The organism is Novosphingobium sp. YAF33 (assembly GCF_052113265.1).
Lineage (GTDB): Bacteria > Pseudomonadota > Alphaproteobacteria > Sphingomonadales > Sphingomonadaceae > Novosphingobium.
Map to the genome: position 1 here is coordinate 185,571 of NZ_JBFRCW010000005.1, position 25,033 is coordinate 210,603.

Here is a 25,033-nt window from a genome sequence, read left to right on the forward strand (position 1 = left end):
GCGGGTGCCGGAGTCAGGTCAGGACGCGCCGCGCGAAATTCGTGGCTGCGACGAGACCGTCCTGGCTCACGCCGTGGCCGATCCCCGGCGAGACATGCGTCTCTACCGGCACGCCGGTTTCGGTGAGGACGGTGGCGGCCATCTCCATCGAGCGGAACGGCACGACTTCATCCTCGGTGCCGTGGATGAGCAGGACCGGCGGGCGGCTGCGGATGTCCGCCTGCAGGCTTTCCGGCGCCACGAGCATGCCGGAAATGCCGACGATGCCGGCTGCTGCATCGGGGCGCCGAAGGCCGACGTGAAGCGCCATCATCGTCCCCTGGCTGAAGCCGACGAGAAGCAGGCGGTCGCTGGAAAGGCCGGCCTTTTCCAGTTCCGCCGTGATGAAGGCGTCCAACCCGGGCGCGGCCGCCGCCGCGCCCGCGGCGCGCTCGGCCATCGAGAAGGTCTCGATCGGCCACCACTGGTAGGCGGCAGCCATGTGCGGCAGCTGCGAGGGGGCATTGGGCGCGACGAAGGCCGCGCCGGGAAGCATGGGCTGCATCGCGGCCGCCAGCGCGATGAGGTCATCGCCGTTGGAGCCATAGCCGTGGATCAGGACCACGAGCGCATCGGCACTGGAGCCGGAGAGGGGGGCAAGGCGGGGGCCGTCAAACAAGGCGCATATCCTTTCGGCGGATCGGGGAGATCCTGGTCGCAACTCTGAGAGGCCGAAATTCGCCTGACGGCAAGCGCGAATTTCCCTTCCGAAAGCGGCACGGCGCCGAGAACCTGCGGAGCGTTGCGAAATTCCGGCCGCTGGTTCCCGCCGCTGGCGGGCGGCTCAGTGTCCGGCGCGGGAAGGCGGCTCGCAAAGCGAAGCTGCCTGCTCGGCCAGGGCGAAGTCACCGGCCTGGAGCGCTGCACGCTTCGCGCTGGCACATTTTCCATCGGCCACGAGTGCGCCCACCGTCTCGCGAAGTTCCTGCCCTTTGCGGGCCTGCGCGAGATTTTCCTCGTCCTCCCGGCGCTGCTGGTTTTCGTTTCGCTGCCGCTCCAGTTCCTGGAAGGCGGAATAGCGCTGCCAGGCCGGGTTGTCGCTGGCCCCGCCGGATCGGACGCTGCAACTGGAGACATTGCCCAGAAGATAGCAGGTCGAGGTCTGGGCTGCAGATGGCAGCGACAGGAAGGCGGCAAGAGCGGCCGCGCCGGAAGCCAGCACACACTTCATGGATTAAACCCCCTAAAGCGGAACCGCGAAGAACGGCGCCGCGCAACTTCATGAAGCCTTTAAAGTAGCGCTTTGGCCCTCTCGTCAAGGTCTTGATCCTGCCATGATGCCGGGCGCGCGCAGTGGCACGTTACTTGGATGGCGACGGCAATGTTGATGGACTTTGTCACGGCCAGAGGAACTTCGACTGCGCGGAGCCCTTCCTAAGGGGTGGAGAACGTCCCCGAGCGGGCGGCAGAAACGGGAAAGCAACCGGATCGGCTGTTTCCCTTCATGCCCGATCACGGGGAAATTAAGTTTCCGTAGATACAGTGGCCTTGCGTGCAAAACAGCGGATGTCTCATGTGATTGACTTTCAAAGCACTATTTTGGAGATGATTGCCAAGGGGCAGCCGCTATCCGAGACGGTGTATCGTCTTTGCCGTGAAGTTAATCGCTTGGCGCCGGATGTAATCTGCTCCGTTGTGACTGCTGATGCCGATGGATGCCTCCGTCCGCTGGCGGGTCCGGGGCTTCCTCCTGCCTTTTGCGATCTGGTCAGCGGCGTTGAAATCGGACCGACCATCGGGGCCTGCGGGGCCGCGCTCTATTTCGGGACCGAGGTGCTTTCCCAGGACATTGCGGAAGATCCGCATTGGGAGGGCTTTCGCGATCTCATTCTGCCGCTCGGGATACGCGCCTGCTGGTCGAGCCCGATCCTGGGGGCGAACCGCGAGCCGATAGCCACTTTCGCCTTCTACTTCGGAGAGAAACGCGGGCCGACCCAGAGCGAGCGGGAGATCGTCGATCAATGCGTCCACTTGTGCGCCATCGCGCTCGACCGGGAACGGCGGGTGGAAGACCATAACCGCCGCGCCCATACTGATGCCCTGACGGACTTGCCGAACCGGGCGGCTTTCAATGCCGCGCTTTCCGGCCTGAGCTGCGAGATCCCGGGCGCCTGGGCGCTGGCGGTGATCGATCTCGACAACCTGAAGGTCACCAATGATGCCTTCGGCCACCAGGCTGGGGACAGCCTGCTGCAACTCGTTGCCGAATGCCTCTCCCGTGCCGCGGCGCCGGAGCCGCTGTTCCGTATCGGCGGGGACGAGTTCGCCGTGATCGTCCAGGACCCGGCCGCCCTGCGCGCGCTGGACGAGACCATGGCCGGCTACCTCGCCGCGCTGGCCCGCGCCGGCGGGCAGGTGGACAACCCCATCGTGCCGCGTGCCACCATCGGCTATGCCGAACTGGCCCCGGGCGACCTGCTGCCGGAGCRCGTGCGGCAAAAGGCCGACTTTGCGCTCTATCACGCCAAGGATACCGCCCGCGGTTCCCACGTTCCCTACTCCGAAGAGATCGGATCGCGCATCACCCGCAGGCTCGCTGCCGTTCGCGAGGTCGACGTCGCCTTGCGCGAACACCGCATCGAGACGTTCTATCAGCCGATCGTCCTGATCGAGACCGGCGAGATCGTCGGCGTGGAAGCGCTTTGCCGCATGCGCAGCGGCGACCAGCTGGTGTCGGCCTCCGCCTTCCATGAGGCGACGTCCGACGCCGGCGTGGCGACGGCGCTGACCAGGCAGGTGATCTCACAAGTGGCCAGGGACGTCCGTGGCTGGCTCGATCTGGGGATCGCATTCCAGCATGTCGGCATCAATGTCTCGTCGGCCGACTTTCACAGCGGCACGATCTACGCGGTGCTCGCCGAAAGCTTCGACCGGGAGAATGTCCCGCTGAAGCATGTGATCGTGGAAGTGACCGAAGTGGTCTGCATGGATGACGACGCGGGGATCGTTCGCAAGTCCATGCAGGCGCTGCGTTCGCGGGGCATCCGGCTGGCGCTGGACGATTTCGGCACGGGCTATGCCTCGCTTACCCATCTGATGACGGTGCCGGTGGACATTATCAAGATCGACCGGAGTTTCGTGGAAGACCTCGTTTCGAGAGGCCCGAGCGCCGCCATCGTCGAGGGTGTCATTGGCATTGCCAAGCGGCTGGGCATCAAGGTGGTGGCCGAAGGAATCGAGAATGCCGACCAAGCCCGCGAGCTGCTGGCGCTCGGCTGCCTGCTGGGACAGGGTTTCCACTATTCGCGGGCGGTTCCGGCTGCGGAGGCGGGGGCGATGATGCTCAAGCTGGCGGAGACCGTCTAGCCGCCTGAGGGCAACCGCAGCCCGCCCTGTCAGGCTTTGAGGCTGGCAGGCATCCACACGTCGTTCGCGGGACGGCGGATGGAACAGAGCTTCCGGGCACCTTCCCAGAGTTCCGCCGAACGCTTCGAAGCCTCGCGGTGGGCGATGACGAGCGCGCCGGTCATGTCCGAAGCCTTGAATTCGAGACGCCGAGCCACGCCGATATCATCGTCCGAGAACTTCAAGGTATAGGTCTTCATACGTGGCTCCAGCTAACCGGATGTCGTTGCACGCAACCGGTAAAGCGTGATTCTGGTTAAAATTTCGACGGTTAAGGTTGGCAAAGGGCAAAAAGTTCCTGCGCGGCCGGGGCGTAAGCGCGGTGGGCGTCGGAACTTGCATTTTAATCGGCAAGCCGTTGGACCTGTCCAAACCATGCTGGATGGGGCTGGCGAAAGCCGCACCTCCTGTGAAAGCCGGGAAGCTACCGCGATAAACGGGCGGCCGGGCAAGCGGGCGACCGGGAAGGCGCCTGAAGCACGCGCTCTCTTTCGGCGCCGGGACCTGGTTCGGAACCTTGCCGGTCTTGCGGCTTTGCCTTTGAGCGAGGAGGCGAGATGCGACGGAACATTTTCGGTGCAGGTCAGAGACCGGAAACGGTTCGGCGCTTGAAGGTGCCCCCTTGTCTCTAGACGTCGCCGCCGCGCCGAAGTGCGAGCCGCGCACGCCGCTCCACGATCTTGCCGCAGCAGTGGGCGTCATGCGCGCCTGGCGAAGCGCCGAGGGAACCGAGTGTCTGGTTGCCGACGAAGTGCTCGTCTCGGTGCTGGGTGCGCTGGGCTATGCGGCCGGGTCGGACGACGAGATCAGGCAGAGCTTCGCCCGGTGGCGGGAAGAGGCTCTGGCGCTTCCCGGTCTGATAACGGCGGAGCAAGGTTCGCCCGTCCGGTTGCCCAAGGCGCTTGCCCACTTGCACCGGGTAGATCTCGTTTCGGAGGACAGCGGCATTTCGCGCGCCTTGCCTGCGCACAATGGGCTGGTCATGGCGATCGAGGAGCCCGGCTATTATCGCCTCCATGCCGGTGGCCAGTCGGTGCGCTTGGCGGTCGCTCCGCACCGTGCCTTCTCGCTCGGCCATGACCTTCATGGATTGAGGACATGGGGAGCGGCCATCCAGATTCCTTCGCTGAGGAAGCATGGCCCCGCGCCATTCGGCGACCTGGGGGCGCTGGCGGATGCCGCGGCCCGCTTTGCAGGGCTTGGCGCCGATGCGCTCGCGATCAGTCCGGTACATGCGGTCTTCGCCGGTCAGTCGAGCGGGTTCAGCCCCTATGCCCCATCGAGCCGCCTGTTCCTGAACGCCGCGCTGGCTGCGCCCGAACTCGCGGGCCTGGCGCCTTACGCGGAGCCGGAGGGTGCAACCCTGATCGACTGGGACGAAGCCCTGCCGCGCCGCCTGGAATCGATGCGAAAGCTCCATGCCGTTTGCGGCAGCGAGGTGCGGGAACAAGTCGACGGCTGGGCTGCAAAGGTAGCGGGTGCCTATGGGCATGCCCTGTTCGATGCGCTCTCGCTGCATTTTGCGGCGCATGGCCGGGGCTGGAAGAACTGGCCCTCCGACTATCACGATCCCTCCGGCAGGGAGCCGGAACGGTTCGCCGGGGACCATGCGGAGGAGATCCGGTTCCACCTCTTCGCGCAGTGGCTTGCCGCGCGGTCGATGAAGTGCGTGCAGCAGTCCGCGCTGGAGGCCGGGATGAAGATCGGCATCGTCAAGGATCTCGCGGTCGGGATCGATCCGCTAGGCAGCGATGCCTGGGCGATGCAGGAGAGCCTCCTTTCCGGGCTGACCATCGGTGCCCCGCCGGACCCGCTTGGCCCGGATGGGCAGAACTGGGGGCTGACCAGCTTCTCGCCGCGCGGGCTGGTGGCCAGCGGGTTCGAACCGTGGCTGGCCACGCTGCGCGCGGGGCTGCGCGATGCGGGCGGCTTGCGGATCGACCATGCCTTCGGGCTGGCGCGGCTATGGGTGATCCCGGAGGGTGAGCCGGCCAGCAAGGGCGCCTACCTCAACTATCCCATTCACGACCTGACGCGCCTGGTCGCGCTGGAATCGCACCGCGCCCAGGCCTTGATCGTGGCGGAAGACCTGGGCACGCGGCCTCCGGGCTTCGACCATCTGCTGAGCGACCGGGAATTTCTGGGCATGCGCGTGCTCTGGTTCGAACGCGACGAAGACGGAGGCTTCCAGGCCGCGTCCCGCTACGACCGTTCGAGTGCGGCGATGACCGGAACGCACGACACGGCGACCGTGGCAGGCTGGTGGTCCGGCCGTGACCTCGAATGGAACCGTGTCCTCGGCCGCGGCGCGACAGGCGAGGCTGCGGACGACCGGCGATCCGCCGACCGGGCGGCGCTGTGGCGCACGATCGGCGAAGGAAAGCCTCAGCCTCTGCCGAGCGAACCGGCCGATGCCGTCGATGCGGCGATCCGCGAGATTGCGCGGGCGGGGTCCGACCTCGCTATCGTGCCGCTGGAAGATATCCTCGGCCTGGAGGAACAGCCGAACCTTCCGGGCACTGTGGACGAACACCCCAACTGGCGCCGCCGCATGGCCGCGCCGCTCGATGCGATCCTGGACGGTGAGCGCGTCGCGGCGCGGATCGCGATGCTGGACGGGCGGCGCAGCATGGCATTTCCCGAGGAGGACGCCGCGAACCGGTCTGCACCGCCTGCCGTTTGAAGGGGTGCGCCGGCCGTCAGCGGCCCTGCAGCAGGCTGCTTTTGAGCGTCAGCTGCAACGTGACCGAGCGCGGGGGGCTGGCCGTGCCCAGCACGTCGCCCTGAACCGTCGCGGCGGTGCCCGTCCCGCTGGCAGTGGCGCCCACGACCGAGCCGGCGACGACATAGAGCCTGTTCGTGAGATTGCGGCCGATCAGCGCCAGTTCCCACGGTTTGTCCTCCCCGCCGTTCAGGGTTACCGCACCGTTGAGCAGCCAGTAGGAGCCCTGGCGGTTCAGCGGGTTGGCCTCCGTCTGGGTGATGTAGCTGCTGGAATAGCTGGTATCGACGGCCAGGGTGCCGCCCAGGCGTTCGGAGAAACTGTGGTCGTAGGCGGCGCCCGCGGTCAGCGTGAACAGCGGTGCGCGGAACAGCCGCTGTCCGGTCTGGTCCTGATCCTGATAGGGGTTCGCTGCCGTGCCGTATGTGGAGGCGGCGAGGCTCGGATTGCGGGGGTTGAGATTGCAGCCGGCGGCCACGGACTGGCCGGCGTAGCATCCGCCGATAAAGTCGGTGTAGCGCGAGTGGTTGTAGGCCGCTGCCGCATTGAGCGAGAGCCCCGCAAGCGCGTCCGGCCGCACCGTCACGCTGGCCTCCACGCCCTCGATCTCCGCGCCCCCGGCGTTCTGCGTCAGCTGCGTGAAGGAGGCATTGTCGTAGCGCGAAAGCTGGAGGCCGGAATACTTGTAGTAGTAGCCGACGAGGTCGAACAGGATTTGTCGTCCGGCGAGGTATCCCTTGATCCCGGCTTCGCCGCCTTTCGCGGTCATCTGGCCATAGGACAAATCCACGCGGGGAAGCGAAGGGTTCGCCTGCGAGCGCAGTGTGGTGGGCACCGTGTTGAAGCCGCCGGAAGTGAAGCCCTCGCGATAGGCGGCATAGAGCGTGAGGTCGTTGCTCGGCCGCCAGGTTAGGGTGACTTCCGGCGAGAAGTCCTCGTAAGTCCGCCGCGGGTTCAGCACGTCGATCGGGCTGGCGAAGGAAGTGCCCTGGAGGGACTTGTCCTCCCACGAATAGCGACCACCCGCCGCCAGTTCGAGGTCGTCGGCCAGCTTGTAGCGGCCCTGTCCGAAGACCGAATAGGCGCTGGTATGCACGTCATAGAAAGTGGAGCCGACGAGGAAAGGCCGTGTCGTCCCGCCGAAGTCGACGGCGAAGGCCTGCCGGATCTTGAAGTGCGCGTCCTGGAAGAAACCGCCGAAGAGCAGGTTGAACGGCCCGTCGAAGTCGGTCGCGACGCGGATTTCCTGGCTCACCCCGTCCGCGACGATGTCGTTCGATGCCCCGAAATAGGGAACATTGGAGAAGGTGAAGGGATCGACCGACTTTTCCCCGAGCCGGTAATAGCCGGTTACCGACGACAGCGTGAGTTCGTCGGTAAGGTCCTGGTCGATCGACAGGGAGGCGAGGAACTGGGTCGACTTCACGAAGGGAACGCCGTCACCCAGCGTCGGGTCCAGCGCCGTCATCCGGGCGGGCAGGATCACGCTGTAGAACTTGCGGTTCAGCTTGCAGTCGATGGCGCCGGACAGCCGGCTGACGCCGCCCGGGCAGAAGACGATCTGCGACCCGCCGGTCGGCCCCACACCGTCGCGGGTGCGGCGGCCATAAGCGACTTTGGCGGTGGCCCTGGTGGCGCCGCTCGGCGAATGGAAGGACAGCGTGCCGCGCACGAACACGTCTTCGGCATTGTAGCTGTCTGYCGCCGGGCCGGGCGTGACGCCGGCGATCGGCACCGCGACATTGCGGAACCAGCCATCCTCCTTCGAGTAGTAGCCCACGACGCGGGCGCCGACAGTCTCGGTCAGCGGCGCCGAGACGGAGCCTTCCACGAAGCGCTGGTCGGCTGCGAATTCGTAGCCGGTGCGCAGCTTCGCCTCGAAACTGGAGCCCGGATCCTGGGATACCAGTGAGATGATGCCGCCGGGGCTGTTCTTGCCGTAGAACAGGGCTTGCGGCCCCTTGAGCACTTCGACGCGGGAGAGGTCGATCTGGCCAAGGCGGATCGCGTTGCCGTAGCTGATCGGGATGCCGTCTATGTTGAGGGTGACTGCCGTTTCGGTCGAAGGATTGGAAATGCCGGATCCGATACCGCGCAAGTTGATCGAGCCGCCGACCTGGTTCTGCGATTCCGCGATGACGAGCTGCGGCACCTGCTGGCTGATCGAGGTGAGCGTGACCGTGGCATAGCGCTGGAGCTGCTCCTGGGACAGCGCCGAGACCGCGACCGGCACGTCCAGCAGGCGTTCGCTGCGCTTGCGGGCCGTGACGATGATCTCGCCCGATCCGGTTGCGGCGGCACTGGAAGGCGCTTCCTGGGCGCGGACTTCAGGCGAGGTGAGGGATATGCCGAGAATTGCCGCGGCAAAGCCCACCGCCAGTTGTTGCCTGTCCATCGTCTTCTCTCCGCCGCACATGAACGGCGAGGGTTGGTGGACAGGCATTTTGTGTCAATCGACCGGAAGCCAATGATCGGCGGGGCGACGTTTGCTTCCTCTCCAGTCAAGTCATCATGGGAGCAGGCGCAAGCAGAGCGCTTTATTCGTTCCAATGCGCCTGAATGAAGCGCCGAATTTCCGCTTCCAGTTCCGCGTCTTCCGGGGTGCCGCCCATGAAGCCGCCATGCGGCATCGCCTCGAAGACGTGAAGTTCGGCCGCTACGCCCGCCTGCCGCAGCGCGCGGTGCATCCTGACGGTGTTCGACAGGAAAAGGTCGCGCGTGCCGGATTGCAGGAATGTCGGCGGGAAGCCTTGCAGGTCTGCGAACAGCGGGGAGAGGCAGGGATCGGCGAGATCGGCGCCGCCTGCATAGAGACGATTGTTCGAGGGCAGCGGGCGTGGCAGCACCACGTCGAGCATGCGGTTGGTCTCGAAGCTGTCCCCGGATTCGGTCAGGTCCACTTGCGGCGAGAGCAGAACGAGGCTGGCCGGCATCGGCAGGCCTTCCTCCCGCGCCCTGAGCAGCATGGCCGCGGCCAGGTTGCCTCCGGCCGAGCGGCCGCAGATGGCGATGCTGCCTGGAGCATGGCGGTCCAGAACGACGCGATAGGCCGCCAGGGAATCGTCCAGCGCGGCCGGATAGGGATGCTCGGGCGGCATCCGGTAATCGACACCGTAGCAGGCGATGCCATGCTGATCGGCCTGGCGGCACGCGCCGATGCGGCAGGCCTCTCCGCCGCCGACGACGAGGGCGCCGCCGTGGAAGTCGATCAAAGCCCTGCCGTCTTCGGCCGGAGCCTCCGGCATCGCGACGTGGATCGTGGCACCGCCTTGTTCCATGGTCGTTGCGGCGGCGCGCAGGCTGCCGGCGAGACCTTGCACGGTGGCGGCGTATTGCGCGTCCGCTGCGGCCTTCATGCGCATCCAGCCCGCGAAATCGTCCGGTTGCGGCATCTCGTAGTGGGCATGGAGGGGGATGCCGTCCTCGCCGACGAGACGAGCCAACGCCGCCTGCGCCTCTTCGCTGATCGACCGGGGGATCGGGATCGCCCTGGGTCCGAGCTTCACGGCGCCTTTGTCGCCGGTCTTGCTGCGATCCGTGCCGCCGTTGCCCGCTTTGCTATTGTTCATTGTCTCGCCGCATGCTTGTTCGTCCATGACCAAGTGTTCGATATCGCGTCGAAAGGCGGCCGGATGGCGTTCACTATGTCCTGCCGCCAGCGCCCGTGCAAGCCGTGCCGCCTGGCCCCAACGATCGGAAAGACCATCATGACGCTGTCGGATATCCTAGTGCCTACCTACCTCCAGATGCTCGGCGCCTTGTCGGCATGGCTCGGCAAGGCCGAAGCTGGCGATCAGGCCGATGCGCTGATGGCGGCGCGCCTGGCTCCCGACATGTTTCCTCTGTCCACCCAGGTCCGCTTCGCCTGCGTCCAGGCACAGGAAGGCATGTTCAGGCTGCGCGGGGAGCCTCTTCCGCCCTCGATCGCGGAACTGCTCGACGAAGGACGCAAAGGGGGAGAGCAGCCCGGCTCGATTGCCGAGGCGCGCACCAGGATCGCCGAGACCGTGGCGATCGTGGAGCAGGCGGCGGTCGGCATGCCTGAGGTCGATCCGGCAGCCGCCATCGCTCACGCCCTGCCGCAGGGCATGGTCTTCGATCTGGACGCGGCCCAATATGTCCGCGACTGGGCGCTGCCGCAGTTCTACTTCCACGTCATGACCGCCTACGCCATCCTTCGCGCCCAAGGCGTGGACCTGGGCAAGGCGGACTATGTCGCGCACATGTTCCCTTACGTCCGGCCGGGCACCATGCCCGGGCAATAAGCGCGGACCGAAGCTGTCACGGGTTCACGCTTCGGCGGCCGCGCGCTGACGGGCGCGGCTCGCCTCCGCCATGTGCCGTTTCCAGCGCTGGCGCAGGGTGCTGGCCCGGACTTCGTGCCGATCGTCCAGGAACTCCGCCTGGAGCACGCGGTCGGCGCGGAAGTGGCGGAAGTCCTCGCGCATTTCGCACCAGGCTGCCAGCATGCGGGCATTTTCCATGAAGCCCACGATCACCGGCCAGATGGTGCGCCGGGAGGTGCGGCCCTGCTCGTCACGATAGTCGAGGACGATCTTGCGCCCCTCGTGGATCCAGGTGCGGGTGCGGGCCAGGTCGATGCCGTCAGGCGCCATGGACCGGCCCGGCCACTGCCCGCTGGACGGCGTGCCGATGGAGGGCGTGGCGATGACCGAGCGCAAGCGTTCGGGCGCGACGCAGGTGATCTTGGCGATGAGGTCCCGCGCGGCGCGGGCCAGCACCGGATCGCCGCGGCCCATCACCCATTGCGCGCCCAGCACGGCAGCCTCGATCTCGTCCGTCGTCAGCATCAGCGGCGGCATGTCGAACGCGTCGTCGAGGATATAGCCGAAGCCGGTCTCGCCGCGGATCGGGACGCGCTGCCCGACGAGGTCGGCGATGTCGCGATAGACGGTGCGCTGCGAGACTTCGAGTTCGCCGGCGATCTCTCCCGCCGTCACCGCCCGCGACGACCGCCTGAGGATCTGGATGATCTGGAAAAGTCGGTCCGCCCGTCGCATCGCATGCCTCCTACTGACATTATGCTGTCAGTAGGGCTTCTCTATCGGGAACTTCGCGGCGTGACCATGCGCCGCGAGAATTCCAGGAGACCTACCGATGCTCACTTTGTTCCATGCGCCGAATTCGCGTTCCTCCCGCATCGTCTGGATGCTGGAGGAATTGGGCGCGTCCTACGAAATCCGGCCAGTGACCATCTTTCGCCCGATGACGGGAGAGGGCACTCCGGACGCATCCAACCCCCATCCCGAGAAGCGCGTGCCGGCGCTGGACCATGACGGTGTCTTTCTGGCAGAATCGCAGGCCATCGCCCTCTACCTCGCGGATGCCTTTCCCGAGCAGGGCCTGGCGCCGAAGCCCGGCGATCCGCGCCGCGGTGAATACCTGACCTGGATGGCCTGGTATGTGGCGGAAATGGAGCCGGCTCTCTTTGCCGGATTTACGGGAGAACTCGAAGGATCGCCAGAGAAGCGGCGCGGCTACGATGCGGTGCTGCGAAAGCTGGCCAGTGCCTTTGCGGCGGGTCCCTACGTCATGGGCGAGCAGTTTACGGCTGCCGACATTCTCATCGGCAGCGCGCTGAACTTCGCCCGCCGGGCGTTCCCCGAAGATGCCGCTATGGACGCCTATGTCGCGCGGTGCCGCCAGCGCCCCGCCGCCCAGCAGGCATTGGCGCGGGACGGTGCCGCCGGTCTGCAGAACGCGGCCTGACCCTACTGACGGCGCCATCGCCCCGATGGTGCCCTTGGGCAAACCGGACTTCACGATGGACCGGGAGCTTGCGAAAAGGCCGGCGCAGGCTCGGGAGCCTGGCCGGCCAGGGCAGCCTGGTCCATTGTGGAATTCGGACAGGCCTTCGGGTCGCATGGGGAAACTGGCGCGGGGCAAGTGCCGGGTCGATCCGGGAAATTCCCGGTGTTCCGAAATTGGGGGCCGGAAACCTAGACCGCTTCCCCGCGGCTGAGAGCGATGAGCTGGGCCAGGCCGTTGGTCCTTGTCTTGGTGACGATGGCCGCGCGGTGATCTTCCACCGTCCGCGCGGAGATCGCCAGGCGCTCGGCGATCTCCTTGTTGGAGTGGCCGCGCACCAGCAGGTCGAACACGTCGCGCTCGCGCCGGGTGAAGGCGGCGGTCATGGCGGCGATGCGCCGCTCCCGCGCGGACCAGCCCAGGCCTTCGGCCACGGCGGCGATCAGGCGCGGTTCGTCGATCGGCTTTTCGAGATAGTCGATCCCGCCGTGGCGGCGCACCGCATCGACGGCATGGGCGGTCGTCGGCCAGGCGGTCATGAACACCAGCGACACGGCCGGATCGCGGGCGCGCAAGGCGTCGGCGAAGGCAAAGCCGTCCATCTCGCCCATCTGGATGTCGCTGATGACGCATCCGAACGCGCAATCGGGCAGGATGGCCAGAAGCGCCCGCGGGTCCGTGAAGGCCCGCGCATCCATCCGGTTGCGCGCCAGCAATCGCGCCACGCTGGCGCCGAGATCGGCATCGTCGTCCAGCACGGCGACGAGAGGGGCGGCGGGAGAGGCAGCGGGAGAGGCAGCGGGAGAGGCGGCGGGGTCGGTCATGGCAGGGGTCCGGCGACGAGAGGCAGGGACAGAACGAAGCGCGCGGTATCGAGGTCGTCCTGCCGGACGAGCGTGCCGCCATGCGCCTCCACGATGGTGCGGGCAATGACGAGACCGATTCCCATGCCCGCCCCCAGGGGCTGAGCGTCGGTTTTCCGTGCGGCCAGGAGCGGATTGGTCACTTCGATGCGGACTTCGTCGGCGACGGCCCCGGCGCGCAGCGCGATCGTTTCGCCGGGGCTGGCCGCGACGGCGTTGCGCAGCAGGTTCACAAGCGCCTGTGTCATTTCGATCTCCTGCGCCTGAACGGCAAGGTCCGGGGCGATGCCGAGACAATCGACCCGGCCGCCGGACGCGCGTAATTCGGCCGCGACGATCTGGCAGGCGGTCTGCAGCAACATCGAAACGGGCAGCAGCGAGGGCTCGTCCACGTCGCGGCCGCCGAAGCGGCGCAGGCGGCGCACGAGGTCGGATAAGTCGCGCGCCTTGCGATCGACCAGCGCCGCGCTCTCGGCGATGTCGGCGTCAAGATGTTCGGTCGCCCGGGCGAGGTGGCCGGCTTCGATGGCCAGGGTGGAGAGCGGCTGGCTGATCTCGTGGATCACCGCCACCGACATCGCTCTCAGGGTCTTGAGTCGCTCGGCCTGGAACAGCAGGCGATTGCGTCTCTCCAGCATGATCCGCGCGGTCTTCTGCGCGTCGGAGAAGCTCCCCGCGAGCCAGGTGACCAGCACGACCGCGGCAATGCCCAGATGCAGCTCCAGCCGCGTCGCATCGTCCAACTGGCCGGACGAATAGGGAAGGAAGGCCAGGACTTGCGCCACGATCGCCAGCCAGGCGGCAATGCGGCCGTGGCGCAGGCCGATCCAGGCGCCCGCCAGCAGTCCCGGCGCCGGCTGCGCGCCCAGCCCGGCGCGCCACAGGGCAATCGTCAGCAGCAGGCAGCCCGACAGGACGAGCGCATCCTCCAGTACCGCCCGCCGCGAGGGCGGCCGGGGCAGAGCCTGCCGCGGGCCGCCCGTCAGCGCCGCGATCCACAGCAGGGGCGGCGCCAGCACAAGGATGCCGAGCAGGTCTCCCACGGCTAGCCCGGTAAGCGAGATCGCGATGTCCACACCGATGCGGTATCGCCCGGCATCGGCCGGCAGCAGGGCGTCGATGGGCGCCACGAGCAGGGCATTGAGCGCCGGTGCCGCAACCGCGGCCAGCCCCATCATCATCGGCGGCAGCGAAAAGGTGTCGTCCTTGCCTCGCGCAATCCCGCGCGTGACGGCCAGCGCCAGGCCATACGTCAGCCCCGGTCGCATCGCGCCGATCACCGCCTGAAGCAGGCCCGGAGCGCCGATGTCGATGACGCCGGAGCTGAAGTCTGCGGCCAGTTCGGCAAGGACCAGCCAGGGCGCGAAGCGGGCGCCGCGGCTCCACAGCACCGCGAAACGCAGACCCGCGGGCGGGTACCATAGCGAGAAGAAGCCCGCACCGCTCCAAGGGCTGGCCGTCCAGTGCAGCAGCGCGAACGCGAGCGCGTAGAGGACCAGCAGGGGCAGATCGCTCGCCCGCAAATCTATCATTCGCCCCTTTATCCGGCGGTCATGATGGTGTGGGAGCGCAGTCATCGGCGCAAGCTGTGGCAGATCGCAAGGCGCGGATAAACCCGGAGGTTTTACGGTAGCGGGACGATCGCGCCCCGGAGCGGACGAACCGCGGGTTCCTGTTGCCCGGCGTACTTATCGACAAGGCGAGGCAGGGCAAGGCAGCCTTCGGCCGCCTCATCGTTTTCTGAGTCATGACAAATGACACCATCAGCCGCGGTACCCTTCGCGAACTGCTGGATGCTCTGGAAGCGAGCATTCCCGGTTACTGGATCGACGGGCCCTATCCGCCGACATCCCGGGGCGGGGTAAGCAACTGGCAGGCCATGGCCTATCCGAAGGGCGCATCCGAAATGGCCGGCATGCTGGCGGCCAAGCGGCGGATCGACGAGCTGAAGGCGCGCAACCCCATCGTCGTCTGGTAAGCGGGCGCTCCGATCGAACCGTGAGAGGGCCGCGCCGGAACGAACGCGGCCCTCTCTTCAAGGCCGCTACATCCGCATCCCGATCGTGGCGAACAGGGTCCGCGCCTGCCCGGGAACGACGCGCAGGGCATTGCCGGCGGACTGGTCGTAATCGCGGTTGGTCAGGTTTCGCAGCGTCATGCGGGCATAAGCGCTTTGTCCGGAGGCGACTTCGAAGGCGTAGCCGGCGTTGAGGTCGAACGTCGTGTAGCCGTCCAGGAAGAAGGGCACGCTCGTCGATCCGTTCGGGGCCTGGGAAAGCCCGCCATAACGCCGGGCGACGCGATAGGCGCCGCCGCCGAGCGAAAGACCGTCCAGCGCGCCGCCGGGCCGGTAGGACAGCGCCAGACTGCCGGTATGCCGCGCCACGTTCACGACATTGTCCTGGAATGTGCTCTGCGGGTTCCGGGCGTCCGTGTAGGCATAGGACAGGATCACGCTCAGGCGGCGCGTGATCTCACCGGCGAGATCGAATTCCACCCCGCGCGAGGTGACCTTGTCGCGGGCTTCGGTGATCGTATTGCCGTCGCCGATATCCACCGTTTCCAGGACGTTGTTCTTCCGGATGTCGTAGACGGCCAGAGTGGTGGTGACGCCGGAAAACAGCTCGGCCTTCAGCCCCACTTCGTAGCTGCGGCTGCGCTCGGGCGGGAAGGGCCCGGAAGCCGGCTGGCTGCCCTCGGCGGGAACCGAGGGGTTCGGCGCGAAGGCGCGCGAATAGCTGGCATAGACCGACATGTTCGGGCGAGGTTGAAAGACCAGTCCCAGCCGCGGCAGGAAAGTATCGGTCTTCGAACGGTCGCTGACGTTCGAGCCGCTTTGCGTGAAGTCCCGGAAGGTCTCGTAGCGGCCGCCCAGCACCAGCGTCCAGGCGTCGTCCAGCATCACCAGGTCCTGAACGTAGAGACCGGCCGTCCTGTAGCGATCGACCGTTGCCGAATTGGGGGTGACAGTCAGCTCCGCGAGGTTCTGGTCCAGCAGGCCGTAGACCGGATCGTATATGTTGAAACCGCCTCGTCGCGGCGAATCCACCTGGAAGCCGCGCAGGCTTTCGTAAGTCTCGTAATCCGCGCCGAACAGCAGCTTGTGGCGCATGCCCAGCATCTGCACATCGCCGTGCAGGTTGAGCGAGAGATAGTCACGGTTGTCGTGAAGGTCGCGGTTGCCGTCGAGACTGCGGATGAGTTCGCCGGTCGCTTCGCCGTCGGCGCCGACCACCAGGCTGCGCGGGCGCACCTGAAGGTCGGAACCCGAAGTGCGCTGGATGGCGTACTTCGCCTCCATTCGCCAGCCCGGCGCGAAAGCGTAGCCAAGCAGGACGTTCCCCGAATGAAGCCTCTGCTTCAGCGTGGTGAACGCTTCTCCGAAGTACCGCGTGGCGGGCGTGTCGAGCCGCTTGCCGTTGTAGTATACGCGGCCGCGGTCGAAGGGCTGGGTGCTGTCGGTATATTCGTAAGTGGCCAGAAGGCTGAAGCCATGGCCGCTCCACGAGAGGCTGGGGGCCACGAACGTGCGTTCGATGTCATGTCCGTGCGGGCGCCAGTAGTCGCTGTCCTCGCGCTCGCCGATCAGGCGGAATGCGAAGCCGCCGCCAAGCGGGCCGGTAACGTCGGCCATCTGCCGGCTCTGTCCGCGCGTGCTGGCATTGGCACTGATGTTGTAATGGAAACTGTCGAGCGGCTTCTTCGTCACCACGTTCACCAGGCCGCCGGGCTCGAAGCGGCCGTAAAGCAGCGAAGCCGGGCCCTTGAGCACTTCCACCCGCTCGGTCGAGGCATTGAGCGCGCGCACCTGCACGCTCAGGTAGCCGTCTCGCAGGACCGAGCCCTGGCCGCTCTCGAAGCCGCGGATCATGAAATTGTCGCCGGTGTTGCCGAACGAATTCGCCTCGGTGATGCCGCTGACGTTGCGCAGCACGTCGGTCAGCGTTTCGGCCGATTGCTCCAGGATCACGGCGTTGGAGATCGCCGTGATCGATTGCGGCGTCTTCAGCACGGGCACGTCGATCTTCATGCCGGTGCTTGCGGTGGAAATGCCGTAGATTCCTTCGGACCGTCCATTCACGACGATCGGGTCGTTTTCTTCGGCAGCCCATGCCGCAGTGGAAAGGACCGGCGCCGCCAGCGCCAGTGACTTCAGAATTGCTAACCTGGAAATGTCGCGCCCCTGTCAAAATGCTGCAGCGCAATAGGCTATTTTGCATATGCGAATCAATCGCATTATCAGCATTTTCGTTCGGGGACTGATCCTGCGGACGCGGATGCAGCGCGTCCGGCCGGTTCAGCCGGTCACAACGTGGCGGCGGCGCGGGCGGCCTGGCTGTAGTCTCCCGAGAGCATGCGCAGCGCTTCGGCCATCTGCGAGAGCGTTTCCTCGCTGAGGGAGGACTTCACGTCGCCGACCAGCACTTTCTCGCGGATTGCGCGATAGGCGTCGCAGAATGCGATGCCGGCAGGGGTCACTTCGATGACCTTTTCCTTGCCGACTTTGCGCGTCTCCACCAGTCCGGCGCGGGAGAGCTTGCGCACGGCGTAGTTCACCAGATGCGCATCCTCGACATGAAGCACCAGCATGAGGTCCATGAACCGCTTCGGGCGGTCGCGGTGGCGGACGGAGTGGAGCACCAGCACTTCCAGCGGCGCGAGCTGCTGGCCGGCCGCAGCGGCGCAGCGCACGATCCATTTCTGGTAGGCATTGGCCGCCAGCGTCAGGCTGAATTCCAGCTCGGAAAGGGCGGGAGACGCGCCATCTGCCAGATGGGCGGAGGAAATGATCGGACCCGGTTCGATGGCGCTCATGCGGTTTTATGAAATCCCGGCGGAGCGCTTGTCAATGATGCCGGGCCTGCCTGCACCCAGCTTGACAGGCGGGGCCAAGACCCCTCATTGATAATTTATCGATAAAATATCGGAGTGTGCGATGTCGTCGGGTTGGCAGTTCTGGATAGACCGTGGCGGCACGTTCACCGACATCGTCGGCCGCAGGCCGGACGGCACTTTCGTTTCTACCAAGTTGCTCAGCGAAAACCCGCAGCGTTACCGCGATGCCGCCACCGCCGGCATTCGCAGCCTGCTGGGGCTGGAGGCGGACGAGCCTCTGCCCCAAGGACTGGTGGCCGAGGTGAAGATGGGCACCACCGTCGCCACCAATGCCCTGCTGGAGCGGCAGGGCGCATCGCTGCTCCTGGTCCTCGACGAAGGGTTCGGCGACTTGCTGGAGATCGGCGACCAGAGCCGTCCCGACCTGTTCGCGCTGGATATCCGGCGACCTTCGCAGCTCTATACGGCTGTCGAGGAAGTGGGTGGGCGCTGCGACGTACATGGCCAGACGATCTCGGAACTGGACGAGGACGCGGCGGCGCGGATGTTCGCCCGCCACCGGGCAGAGGGGATATCGGCCTGCGCCATCGCCCTGGCGCATGGCTGGAAATACCCCGCGGCCGAGCAGCGGCTGGCGGAACTGGCCAGGGAGGCCGGCTTCACGCAAGTCTCCACCAGCCACGGCACCAGCGCGCTGCTGGGCCTGGTGCCGCGCGCGTCGACGGCCGTGGTCGATGCCTATCTCTCGCCCGTATTGAGCGACTACGTGGGCCGCGTGGTGGACCGGCTGGGCGATGTGCCGCTCTATTTCATGCAGTCCAACGGCGGCCTCACCGAGCATGACAAGTTCCACGGCAAGGACGCGATCCTGTCCGGCCCGGCAGGAGGCGTGATCGGCGCGGCCCGGACCGCGCAGGCGGCAGGCTTCGATCGCATCATCGGCTTCGACATGGGCGGCACGTCCACCGACGTGGCGCTTTATGCCGGGGCGCTGGAGCGGGTGGTCGACGCCGAAGTGGCGGGTGCCAAAGTCCGCGTGCCGATGATCGCGATCAATACGGTGGCGGCGGGGGGCGGATCGATCCTGCACTTCGACGGCGCGCGCTACCGCGTCGGGCCGGACAGTGCTGCGGCCGATCCGGGGCCGGCCTGTTATCGCCGCGGCGGCCCGCTGACGGTAACCGATGCCAATGTCATGCTGGGCCGGATCGCGCCCGCGTTCTTCCCGGCGATCTTCGGGCCGGAAGGAACCCTGCCGCTGGACCGCGAAGTGGTGGCACAGGGCTTTGCCGCGCTCGCACAGGAGGTCGCGGCGGCGACGGGGCGGTCTTCCGACCCCCGCGAAGTGGCAGAGAGCTTCGTGCGCGTGGCCGTGGCCGCCATGGCGCGCGCCATCAAGGAAGTCTCCACCGAGCGCGGGAACGACCTTGCCGATTTCACCTTGCAGTGCTTCGGCGGCGCTGGCGGCCAGCATGCCTGCATGGTCGCGCAGGAACTGGGCATCTCCACGGTCTTCATCCATCCCTTCGCGGGCGTCCTGTCGGCCTATGGCATGGGCCTGGCCGACCGCAGCGAAGTGCGCCGCGTGGCCGTGGAGCGCCCGCTCGATGGCGCTGCGGCCGCCGCGGCAAGCGCGGATGCGCGGCAGATCGCGGCGGAGCTGGCCCGCTCGATCGTGCAGTCCGGCGACGAAGCGCTGCTGCGGACCGAGGCCCGCGTGCATTTGCGCTACGAAGGCACGGATACCGGCATTGCCGTTGCGCTGGACGATGATGCCGCCATGACCCTGGCCTTCGATGCGGCGCATGTCGCGCGTTTCGGGTTCTCCACGCCAGGTCGCGGGCTGGTGATCGACAGTATCGAGGTGGAAGTGATCCTGCCGGGCGAACCGGCGGCGATGCCGCGACTGGCGCGGCGGCCGGAAGGCGCGCTGCCGCCGGTGCTCACGCGCATGCCGCTCTGGGCGAACGGCGCGGAGGCCCTGGCCGACGTTCATGACCGCGCGGCTTTGCTGGCGGGGGACCGCATCGTCGGCCCGGCGCTCGTTCGCGAGCCGCTGGCCACCACGGTGGTGGAACCCGGCTGGACGGCAACGACCGACGACTGGGGCAACCTCGTCCTGCGGCAGGAAGGCGCATCGGCAGACCGCAAGCGCCGCGACGATGGCGGCGTGGCCGATCCTATGATGCTCGAACTGTTCAACAACATGTTCATGGCCGTTGCCGAGCAGATGGGCGCGGTGCTGCGGCATACCTCCACCAGCGTCAATATCAAGGAGCGGCTCGATTTCTCCTGCGCGCTCTTCGACGCGGGCGGCCAGCTGATCGCCAATGCCCCGCATGTGCCGGTCCATCTCGGCGCGATGGGCGAGAGCGTGCGTGCGGTGCTGGCCGCGCGGGGCGACAGCCTCCAGCCCGGGGACATGGTCGCGCTCAACGATCCCTACCGCGGCGGCACTCACTTGCCCGATGTCACCCTGGTGGCGCCGGTCTTCGACGAGGCGGGCGAGCACATCCGCTTCTTCGTGGCCAACCGCGGCCATCATGCCGACATCGGGGGCATCGCGCCGGGCTCCACGCCTGCGGATTCGACCAGCCTGGAGGAGGAAGGCGTCGTCATCGACGATTTCCTCCTGCTCGAAGGCGGTGCATTCCGCGAGGCGGCCTTGCGCGAACTGCTGTGCTCTGCCCGCTATCCGGCGCGCAATCCCGACATGAACGTCGCCGATCTCAAGGCCCAGGTTGCGGCCAACGAGACCGGCATCCGCGAGATCCTGGGCCTGATGCGCCGCTATGGCTGGCCGACGGTCTCGACATATGTCGGCCACATGATGGCCAATGCCGAAGAGAGCCTGCGCCGGGTGATCGACCGGATCGGCGACGGTGTATTCGATTACCGCATGGACGACGGCGCCCGCCTGCGGGTGAGCGTGACGGTGGACCGCGCGCGCCGCAGCGCCACGATCGACTTCACCGGCACCGATGCACAGCGGCCGGGCAACTTCAACGCCCCGCCTGCCGTCACGCGCGCTTCGGTGCTCTATGCTTTCCGCTGCCTCGTCGATGCCGACCTGCCGCTCAACGAAGGGTGCCTCGTGCCGCTCGACATCGTCGTGCCGGAGGGAACTTTCCTCTCGCCCCATCCCGGCGCGGCGGTGGTGGCCGGCAATACCGAGGTGAGCCAGGCGGTCTGCAATGCCCTGCTCGGCGCGCTCGGCGCCACGGCCAGCGCGCAGGCGACGATGAACAACTTCCTGTTCGGCAACGAGCGGGTGCAGTACTACGAGACGATATGCGGAGGCGCCGGGGCCAGTCCGCGCGCGCACGGGGCTTCTGCCGTTCACACCCACATGACCAACACGCGCATCACCGATCCCGAAGTGCTGGAAATGCGCTACCCGGTGCGGCTCGAAACGTTTGCGATCCGCAAGGGATCGGGCGGAGAGGGGCGGCATCGCGGCGGTGACGGCGTGGTGCGCAGGATCATGGCGCTGGAGCCGCTGACCGCCACCATCGTTTCGTCGCGGCGTAGCGAAGGGCCGTTCGGTCTCGACGGCGGCGCGGCGGGGCAGCCGGGCCGGCAATGGGTGGAGCGCCGGGACGGATCGCGGAGCGATCTGGCCGGCACGGCGGAAACGCCGCTGGCACCCGGCGACGCCATCGTCATAGAAACGCCGGGCGGCGGCGGCTTCGGGGCGCCGGCCGATTCCGACGCCGCGGTCTGAACCGCTTCGAGGGGAAAGCATGACATGCTGGTTCTGTTAGCCGTCGTCGTCCTGGTCGCCGGGCTCGTCGTCCGGGTCAATCCGCTGGCCGTGGTGCTGGCTTCGGCCGCTACGGCGGGGCTGGCGGCGGGCCTGCCGTTCCTCGACCTGCTCGCCCGGTTCGGCGCCGCCTTCAATGCCAACAAGTTCGTCACGGCGGTCTTCCTGGTGATCCCCACCATCGGGCTGCTGGAACGCCATGGGCTGCAGGAGCGCGCGAAACAGCTCATGCGCGGTTTGCGCGGCATCACGCTGGGCCGCCTGCTGCTGGCTTACCTGCTCGCCCGCCAGCTGACTTCCGCCGTGGGCCTGACGCAACTTGGCGGACAAGTGACGATGGTGCGTCCCATGCTGGCGCCGATGGCGGAAGCGGCGGCCGAGAAGGACGGATCGGGGCACGACAGCGACCGCGCGAAAGCGCTCGCGGCGGCGACGGACAACATCGGCCTGTTCTTCGGGGAGGACATCTTTCTCGCGATCGGCTCCATCCTGCTGATGAAAGGCGTGATGGAAGGCTATGGCATGAAGGCCGAACCCTTCGCGCTTTCGATGTGGGCCGTGCCGACGGCGATCGCGGCCTTGCTGATCCATGGCACGCGGGTGATGCTGCTGGATCGCCGGAAGCGCCCAGATGCGGATGCTGCTGCAGATTCATCGACGGATTCGGCAGCGTGATCGGCCTCGAACTCGTCTATGCGCTGGCGGGCGCCATGTTTCTTGGCTTCGCGCTGGTCACGGCGTGGCACCGCCGGGACCGCAAGGGCCGCGCCACGGCGCTCCTCTGGGGGCTGATCGCGCTGAGCTTCCTGCTGGGCGACTATATCGGCGACATGGCCAACGGTCTGCTCGCCATCGTCATCGTCGTCGTCGCGGCTTCGGGACGTACCGGAGCGGCGCCGCCCGAGAGTGACGGGACCGCGAGCGCAACCGCGCTGGAAGCCTCTGCCCGGCGTTACGGCAACCGCCTGTTCCTGCCTGCCCTGGCCATCCCGGCCATAGCGCTGGGAGGAACGGTGCTGTTCAAGTCGGTGCCCGGGATCGTCAAGGCTTCCGACGCCACGCTGGTCTCGCTGGCGCTGGGGGCGGTGGTCTCGACCGTGATCTGCATGGTCTGGTTCCGGACGAAGGCGCAGGCGCCGCTGCGCGAAGGTGTGCGGCTGGCCGACGGCCTGGGCTGGGCGATCCTGATGCCTCAGCTCCTCGCCAGCCTTGGCATCATCTACGCCGCGGCGGGAATGGGTTCGGCGGTGGGGCACCTGCTGGACTACGTCGACACCGGCGGCAGCCTGCTGGCGCAAGTGGCGCTCTATTGCACGGGCATGGCGCTTCTCACCGTGCTGATGGGCAATGCCCTGGCCGCGTTTCCGGTCATGTTCGCGGCGATGGGCGCGCCTCTGCTGGTCAACGTGCAGCACGGCGACCCGGCAGCCGTGGCCGCGATCGGCATGCTGGCCGGGTTCTGCGGCACGCTGCTCACGCCCATGGCGGCGAATTTCAACCTGGTGCCGGCGGCCCTGCTGAACTTGCGCGACACTTACGGCGTCATTCGCGCGCAGGCGCCCACCGCGCTGGCCATGCTGGTGGCCAATATATTCCTTCTCTACTTCCTGGGGTTCTCGCGATGACCACGATCCTGACGGCGGAACACGCCTCGCGCTTTGCGCAGCTCACCCTTGGCCACCTCGGCCGCGAATATCCCAACAAGCTCGACCATGTGCTCGCCGGGCCGGAGGACGCGCAGACGCCTTCCGCGATGCATCCCGTGTTCTACGGCAGTTTCGACTGGCACAGCTGCGTCCATGGCTGGTGGCAGGTGATGCGGCTGCTGCGCCAGTTCCCCCAGATCCCGGAAGCGCCGGCCATTCGCGCGCATGCGGATGCGATGCTGGTGCCCGGGAAGATCGCCGGCGAGATCGCCTATCTGGCCCGCCCCCTGTCGCAGGGCTTCGAACGGCCTTACGGTTGGGGATGGCTGCTGGCGCTCCATCACGAACTCTCGCTGCATGAGGATGGCGCCTGGGCGGAGGCCCTGGCACCGCTGGCGGATATCTTCGCGCAGCGTTTCGCGGACTACCTGCCGAAGCTCACTTACCCGATCCGCCACGGCATCCACAGCAATTCGGCCTTCGCGCTTGTCCTGGCCCATGAATGGGCGGCATCGCGGCGCGCCGACCTTGCCGGTCTGATCGAGAGCCGGCTGCAGGACTGGTTCGCCGAGGACCGCGCGGCCCAGGCCTGGGAGCCGTCGGGCGACGAATTCCTCTCGCCGACACTGACCGAGGCCCTGGCCATGAGCCGCGTCCTGCCCCCGGCCGCCTTCGCGCTCTGGTTCGATGCTTTCCTCCCGGACATTGCCGAGGGGCAGCCCCGGACTCTCACGGTTCCGGCTTTCGTTTCGGACCGCACTGACGGCAAGATCGCGCATCTCGACGGGCTGAACCTCAGCCGGGCCTGGTGCTGGCGCCAGATAGCGGCGCGGCTGCCCGAGGGCCATTTCGTCCGCCGCGAAGGCGCCGCGATAGCCGAACGGCATCTGCAGGCCGCGCTGCCTCATGTCGCGGGCGACTATATGGGCGAGCACTGGCTGGCGACGTTTGCCCTGCTGGCAATCGGCAGCCCGGGACTCTAGCGCCGGGCGATCGGCAAGCGGGCCCGCGCCGGCTCTGGTGCGCGGGCTCGACGGCCACTGCCGGGACCGCTAGTCTGCCGGGCGATGCTGCATGTCGTCCACCATCCCGCATATGTGGTCCCGACAAGGGCGGCCGGGACATTTCTTCACGACAAATATGCGCTGGTGATGCACGCGCTTCGCGCCAGCCATGCGCCCATGACCGAGCACCTGCCGGAAGCGATGCCGCGCCGCTGGCTCGAAGCCGTCCATGACCCGGACTATGTCGAGGAAGTTCTCAGCTGCACCGTTCCGGCCGCCAAGGTGCGCAGGATCGGGTTTGCGGTGGACGCGGGCATTTCCCGGAGATCGCAGCTTTCCGTCGGCGGCACCTGGCTCGCGGCGAAGCTCGCCTTGCGGCACGGCTATGCGGCCAACAGCGCGGGCGGCAGTCATCACGCGCTGGCGGATACAGGGGCGGGCTACTGCGTGTTCAACGATCTGGCCGTGGCCGCGAACCGGCTGATCGAGGAGGGCGATGCCGCCCATATCCTGATCCTGGACCTCGACGTTCACCAGGGAGACGGCACCGCGGCGCTGACTGCCGGTCGCGGCGACATATTCACCTTGTCCCTCCATGCGGAGAAGAACTTCCCCACCCGTAAGGCGCGCTCCTCCCTGGATATCGCGCTGCCCGACGGGATGGGCGATGCCGCCTACATGGATATCCTTGGCCGCACGCTGCCGGGTGTGCTCGATGAATTCATGCCGGACCTGATCCTCATGCAGGCCGGTGTCGACGCTCATGGTGACGACCGACTGGGCCGACTGGCGCTGTCCGATGACGGCCTGCTCGCGCGGGACCGGATGGTCGCGCGCGAAGCGCGGCGGCGCGGCCTCCCCTTGGCGAGCACTCTGGGCGGCGGCTACGGCGCGGACCGCGCCGCCGTGGCGGGCAGGCACGCCCGCACCGTTCTCGCCCTGGGCGCGGGCCTGCACAATGCGGCAGGCGAGGCGGCCGGTCATGGTGCCTGAGATATCGCGGCCTCGGGAACAGGTCGATTTTTCGAAGCGGGGCGTGCGGGAGG

Annotated in this window: 20 protein-coding genes; 10 read left to right on the top strand and 10 right to left on the bottom strand. The window is 67.1% G+C overall.

Going from position 1 to position 25,033, the window contains the following annotated elements; genetic code table 11:
* Positions 1-13 precede the first annotated feature (13 nt).
* Together AB4Z00_RS11935 and AB4Z00_RS11940 are read right to left on the bottom strand one after the other, a co-directional pair.
* A complete protein-coding gene (locus AB4Z00_RS11935) occupies positions 14-658 on the bottom strand; it encodes an alpha/beta hydrolase (RefSeq protein ID WP_442046100.1) in 645 nt (214 codons plus the stop codon).
* Between the two features lie 165 nt (positions 659-823).
* Positions 824-1,210: a hypothetical protein gene (locus AB4Z00_RS11940; RefSeq protein WP_442046101.1), complete on the bottom strand. Its 387-nt coding sequence runs from the start codon at positions 1,208-1,210 to the stop codon at positions 824-826.
* 374 nt (positions 1,211-1,584) lie between these two features.
* Here AB4Z00_RS11940 and AB4Z00_RS11945 point away from each other — a divergent pair, with 374 nt between their 5' ends.
* Positions 1,585-3,345 (top strand): putative bifunctional diguanylate cyclase/phosphodiesterase, encoded by a 1,761-nt coding sequence (locus AB4Z00_RS11945; RefSeq protein WP_442046102.1) that lies wholly within the window; start codon positions 1,585-1,587, stop codon positions 3,343-3,345.
* A gap of 29 nt (positions 3,346-3,374) precedes the next feature.
* Here the strand turns inward: AB4Z00_RS11945 and AB4Z00_RS11950 are convergent, their stop codons facing one another.
* Positions 3,375-3,584, bottom strand: coding sequence for a hypothetical protein (locus AB4Z00_RS11950; RefSeq protein WP_132266810.1), 210 nt, complete (start codon positions 3,582-3,584; stop codon positions 3,375-3,377).
* A gap of 422 nt (positions 3,585-4,006) precedes the next feature.
* Between AB4Z00_RS11950 and malQ the strand changes: the two genes are divergently transcribed.
* Positions 4,007-6,067 (top strand): 4-alpha-glucanotransferase, encoded by a 2,061-nt coding sequence (malQ, locus tag AB4Z00_RS11955; protein ID WP_442046103.1) that lies wholly within the window; start codon positions 4,007-4,009, stop codon positions 6,065-6,067.
* Between the two features lie 16 nt (positions 6,068-6,083).
* Here the strand turns inward: malQ and AB4Z00_RS11960 are convergent, their stop codons facing one another.
* Together AB4Z00_RS11960 and AB4Z00_RS11965 are read right to left on the bottom strand one after the other, a co-directional pair.
* Positions 6,084-8,501, bottom strand: a complete 2,418-nt coding sequence (locus AB4Z00_RS11960; RefSeq protein WP_442046104.1) for a TonB-dependent receptor — start codon at positions 8,499-8,501, stop codon at positions 6,084-6,086.
* A gap of 142 nt (positions 8,502-8,643) precedes the next feature.
* Positions 8,644-9,675, bottom strand: coding sequence for an alpha/beta hydrolase (locus AB4Z00_RS11965; RefSeq protein WP_442046105.1), 1,032 nt, complete (start codon positions 9,673-9,675; stop codon positions 8,644-8,646).
* Positions 9,676-9,813: 138 nt separating this feature from the next.
* On the opposite strand from AB4Z00_RS11965, the gene AB4Z00_RS11970 reads away from it, so the two are divergent.
* Positions 9,814-10,371: a DUF1993 domain-containing protein gene (locus AB4Z00_RS11970; RefSeq protein ID WP_442046106.1), complete on the top strand. Its 558-nt coding sequence runs from the start codon at positions 9,814-9,816 to the stop codon at positions 10,369-10,371.
* Between the two features lie 24 nt (positions 10,372-10,395).
* On the opposite strand, the gene AB4Z00_RS11975 is transcribed toward AB4Z00_RS11970, so the two are convergent.
* Positions 10,396-11,127 (bottom strand): helix-turn-helix transcriptional regulator, encoded by a 732-nt coding sequence (locus AB4Z00_RS11975; RefSeq protein ID WP_442046107.1) that lies wholly within the window; start codon positions 11,125-11,127, stop codon positions 10,396-10,398.
* Positions 11,128-11,224: 97 nt separating this feature from the next.
* On the opposite strand from AB4Z00_RS11975, the gene AB4Z00_RS11980 reads away from it, so the two are divergent.
* Positions 11,225-11,836: a glutathione S-transferase family protein gene (locus AB4Z00_RS11980; RefSeq protein ID WP_132266801.1), complete on the top strand. Its 612-nt coding sequence runs from the start codon at positions 11,225-11,227 to the stop codon at positions 11,834-11,836.
* Between the two features lie 230 nt (positions 11,837-12,066).
* Here the strand turns inward: AB4Z00_RS11980 and AB4Z00_RS11985 are convergent, their stop codons facing one another.
* Positions 12,067-12,699 (bottom strand): response regulator transcription factor, encoded by a 633-nt coding sequence (locus AB4Z00_RS11985; RefSeq protein WP_442046108.1) that lies wholly within the window; start codon positions 12,697-12,699, stop codon positions 12,067-12,069.
* Positions 12,696-14,270 (bottom strand): sensor histidine kinase, encoded by a 1,575-nt coding sequence (locus tag AB4Z00_RS11990; RefSeq protein ID WP_442046109.1) that lies wholly within the window; start codon positions 14,268-14,270, stop codon positions 12,696-12,698. Before AB4Z00_RS11990 ends, AB4Z00_RS11985 begins: the two co-directional genes overlap by 4 nt.
* Positions 14,271-14,485: 215 nt before the next feature.
* Between AB4Z00_RS11990 and AB4Z00_RS11995 the strand changes: the two genes are divergently transcribed.
* Entirely contained in the window at positions 14,486-14,716 is a 231-nt protein-coding gene (locus tag AB4Z00_RS11995; protein ID WP_132266798.1) for a hypothetical protein, read from the top strand.
* Positions 14,717-14,782: 66 nt separating this feature from the next.
* Here the strand turns inward: AB4Z00_RS11995 and AB4Z00_RS12000 are convergent, their stop codons facing one another.
* Positions 14,783-16,819: a TonB-dependent siderophore receptor gene (locus tag AB4Z00_RS12000; RefSeq protein ID WP_442046110.1), complete on the bottom strand. Its 2,037-nt coding sequence runs from the start codon at positions 16,817-16,819 to the stop codon at positions 14,783-14,785.
* Positions 16,820-17,043: 224 nt separating this feature from the next.
* Positions 17,044-17,553 carry a winged helix DNA-binding protein gene (locus tag AB4Z00_RS12005; RefSeq protein WP_314466903.1) on the bottom strand — a complete coding sequence of 170 codons (510 nt, stop codon included), beginning with the start codon at positions 17,551-17,553 and terminating at the stop codon, positions 17,044-17,046.
* A 121-nt stretch (positions 17,554-17,674) separates the two neighbouring features.
* Between AB4Z00_RS12005 and AB4Z00_RS12010 the strand changes: the two genes are divergently transcribed.
* The 5 genes from AB4Z00_RS12010 to AB4Z00_RS12030 all read left to right on the top strand — a co-directional run bounded on the left by AB4Z00_RS12010 (position 17,675) and on the right by AB4Z00_RS12030 (position 24,980).
* Positions 17,675-21,298 carry a hydantoinase B/oxoprolinase family protein gene (locus AB4Z00_RS12010; protein ID WP_442046111.1) on the top strand — a complete coding sequence of 1,208 codons (3,624 nt, stop codon included), beginning with the start codon at positions 17,675-17,677 and terminating at the stop codon, positions 21,296-21,298.
* 24 nt (positions 21,299-21,322) lie between these two features.
* Complete coding sequence (locus AB4Z00_RS12015) at positions 21,323-22,012, top strand: 5-oxoproline transporter, DUF969 family subunit (RefSeq protein WP_442046112.1); 690 nt, start codon at positions 21,323-21,325, stop codon at positions 22,010-22,012.
* Positions 22,009-22,962 carry a DUF979 domain-containing protein gene (locus AB4Z00_RS12020; protein ID WP_132266788.1) on the top strand — a complete coding sequence of 318 codons (954 nt, stop codon included), beginning with the start codon at positions 22,009-22,011 and terminating at the stop codon, positions 22,960-22,962. The genes AB4Z00_RS12015 and AB4Z00_RS12020 overlap by 4 nt, the downstream gene beginning before the upstream one ends.
* Entirely contained in the window at positions 22,959-23,966 is a 1,008-nt protein-coding gene (locus tag AB4Z00_RS12025; RefSeq protein ID WP_132266786.1) for a DUF2891 domain-containing protein, read from the top strand. Before AB4Z00_RS12020 ends, AB4Z00_RS12025 begins: the two co-directional genes overlap by 4 nt.
* 84 nt (positions 23,967-24,050) lie before the next feature.
* The gene (locus tag AB4Z00_RS12030; protein ID WP_442046113.1) at positions 24,051-24,980 is read left to right on the top strand and encodes a histone deacetylase family protein; all 930 of its coding nucleotides are present in this window, start codon (positions 24,051-24,053) and stop codon (positions 24,978-24,980) included.
* Positions 24,981-25,033: the final 53 nt, after the last annotated feature.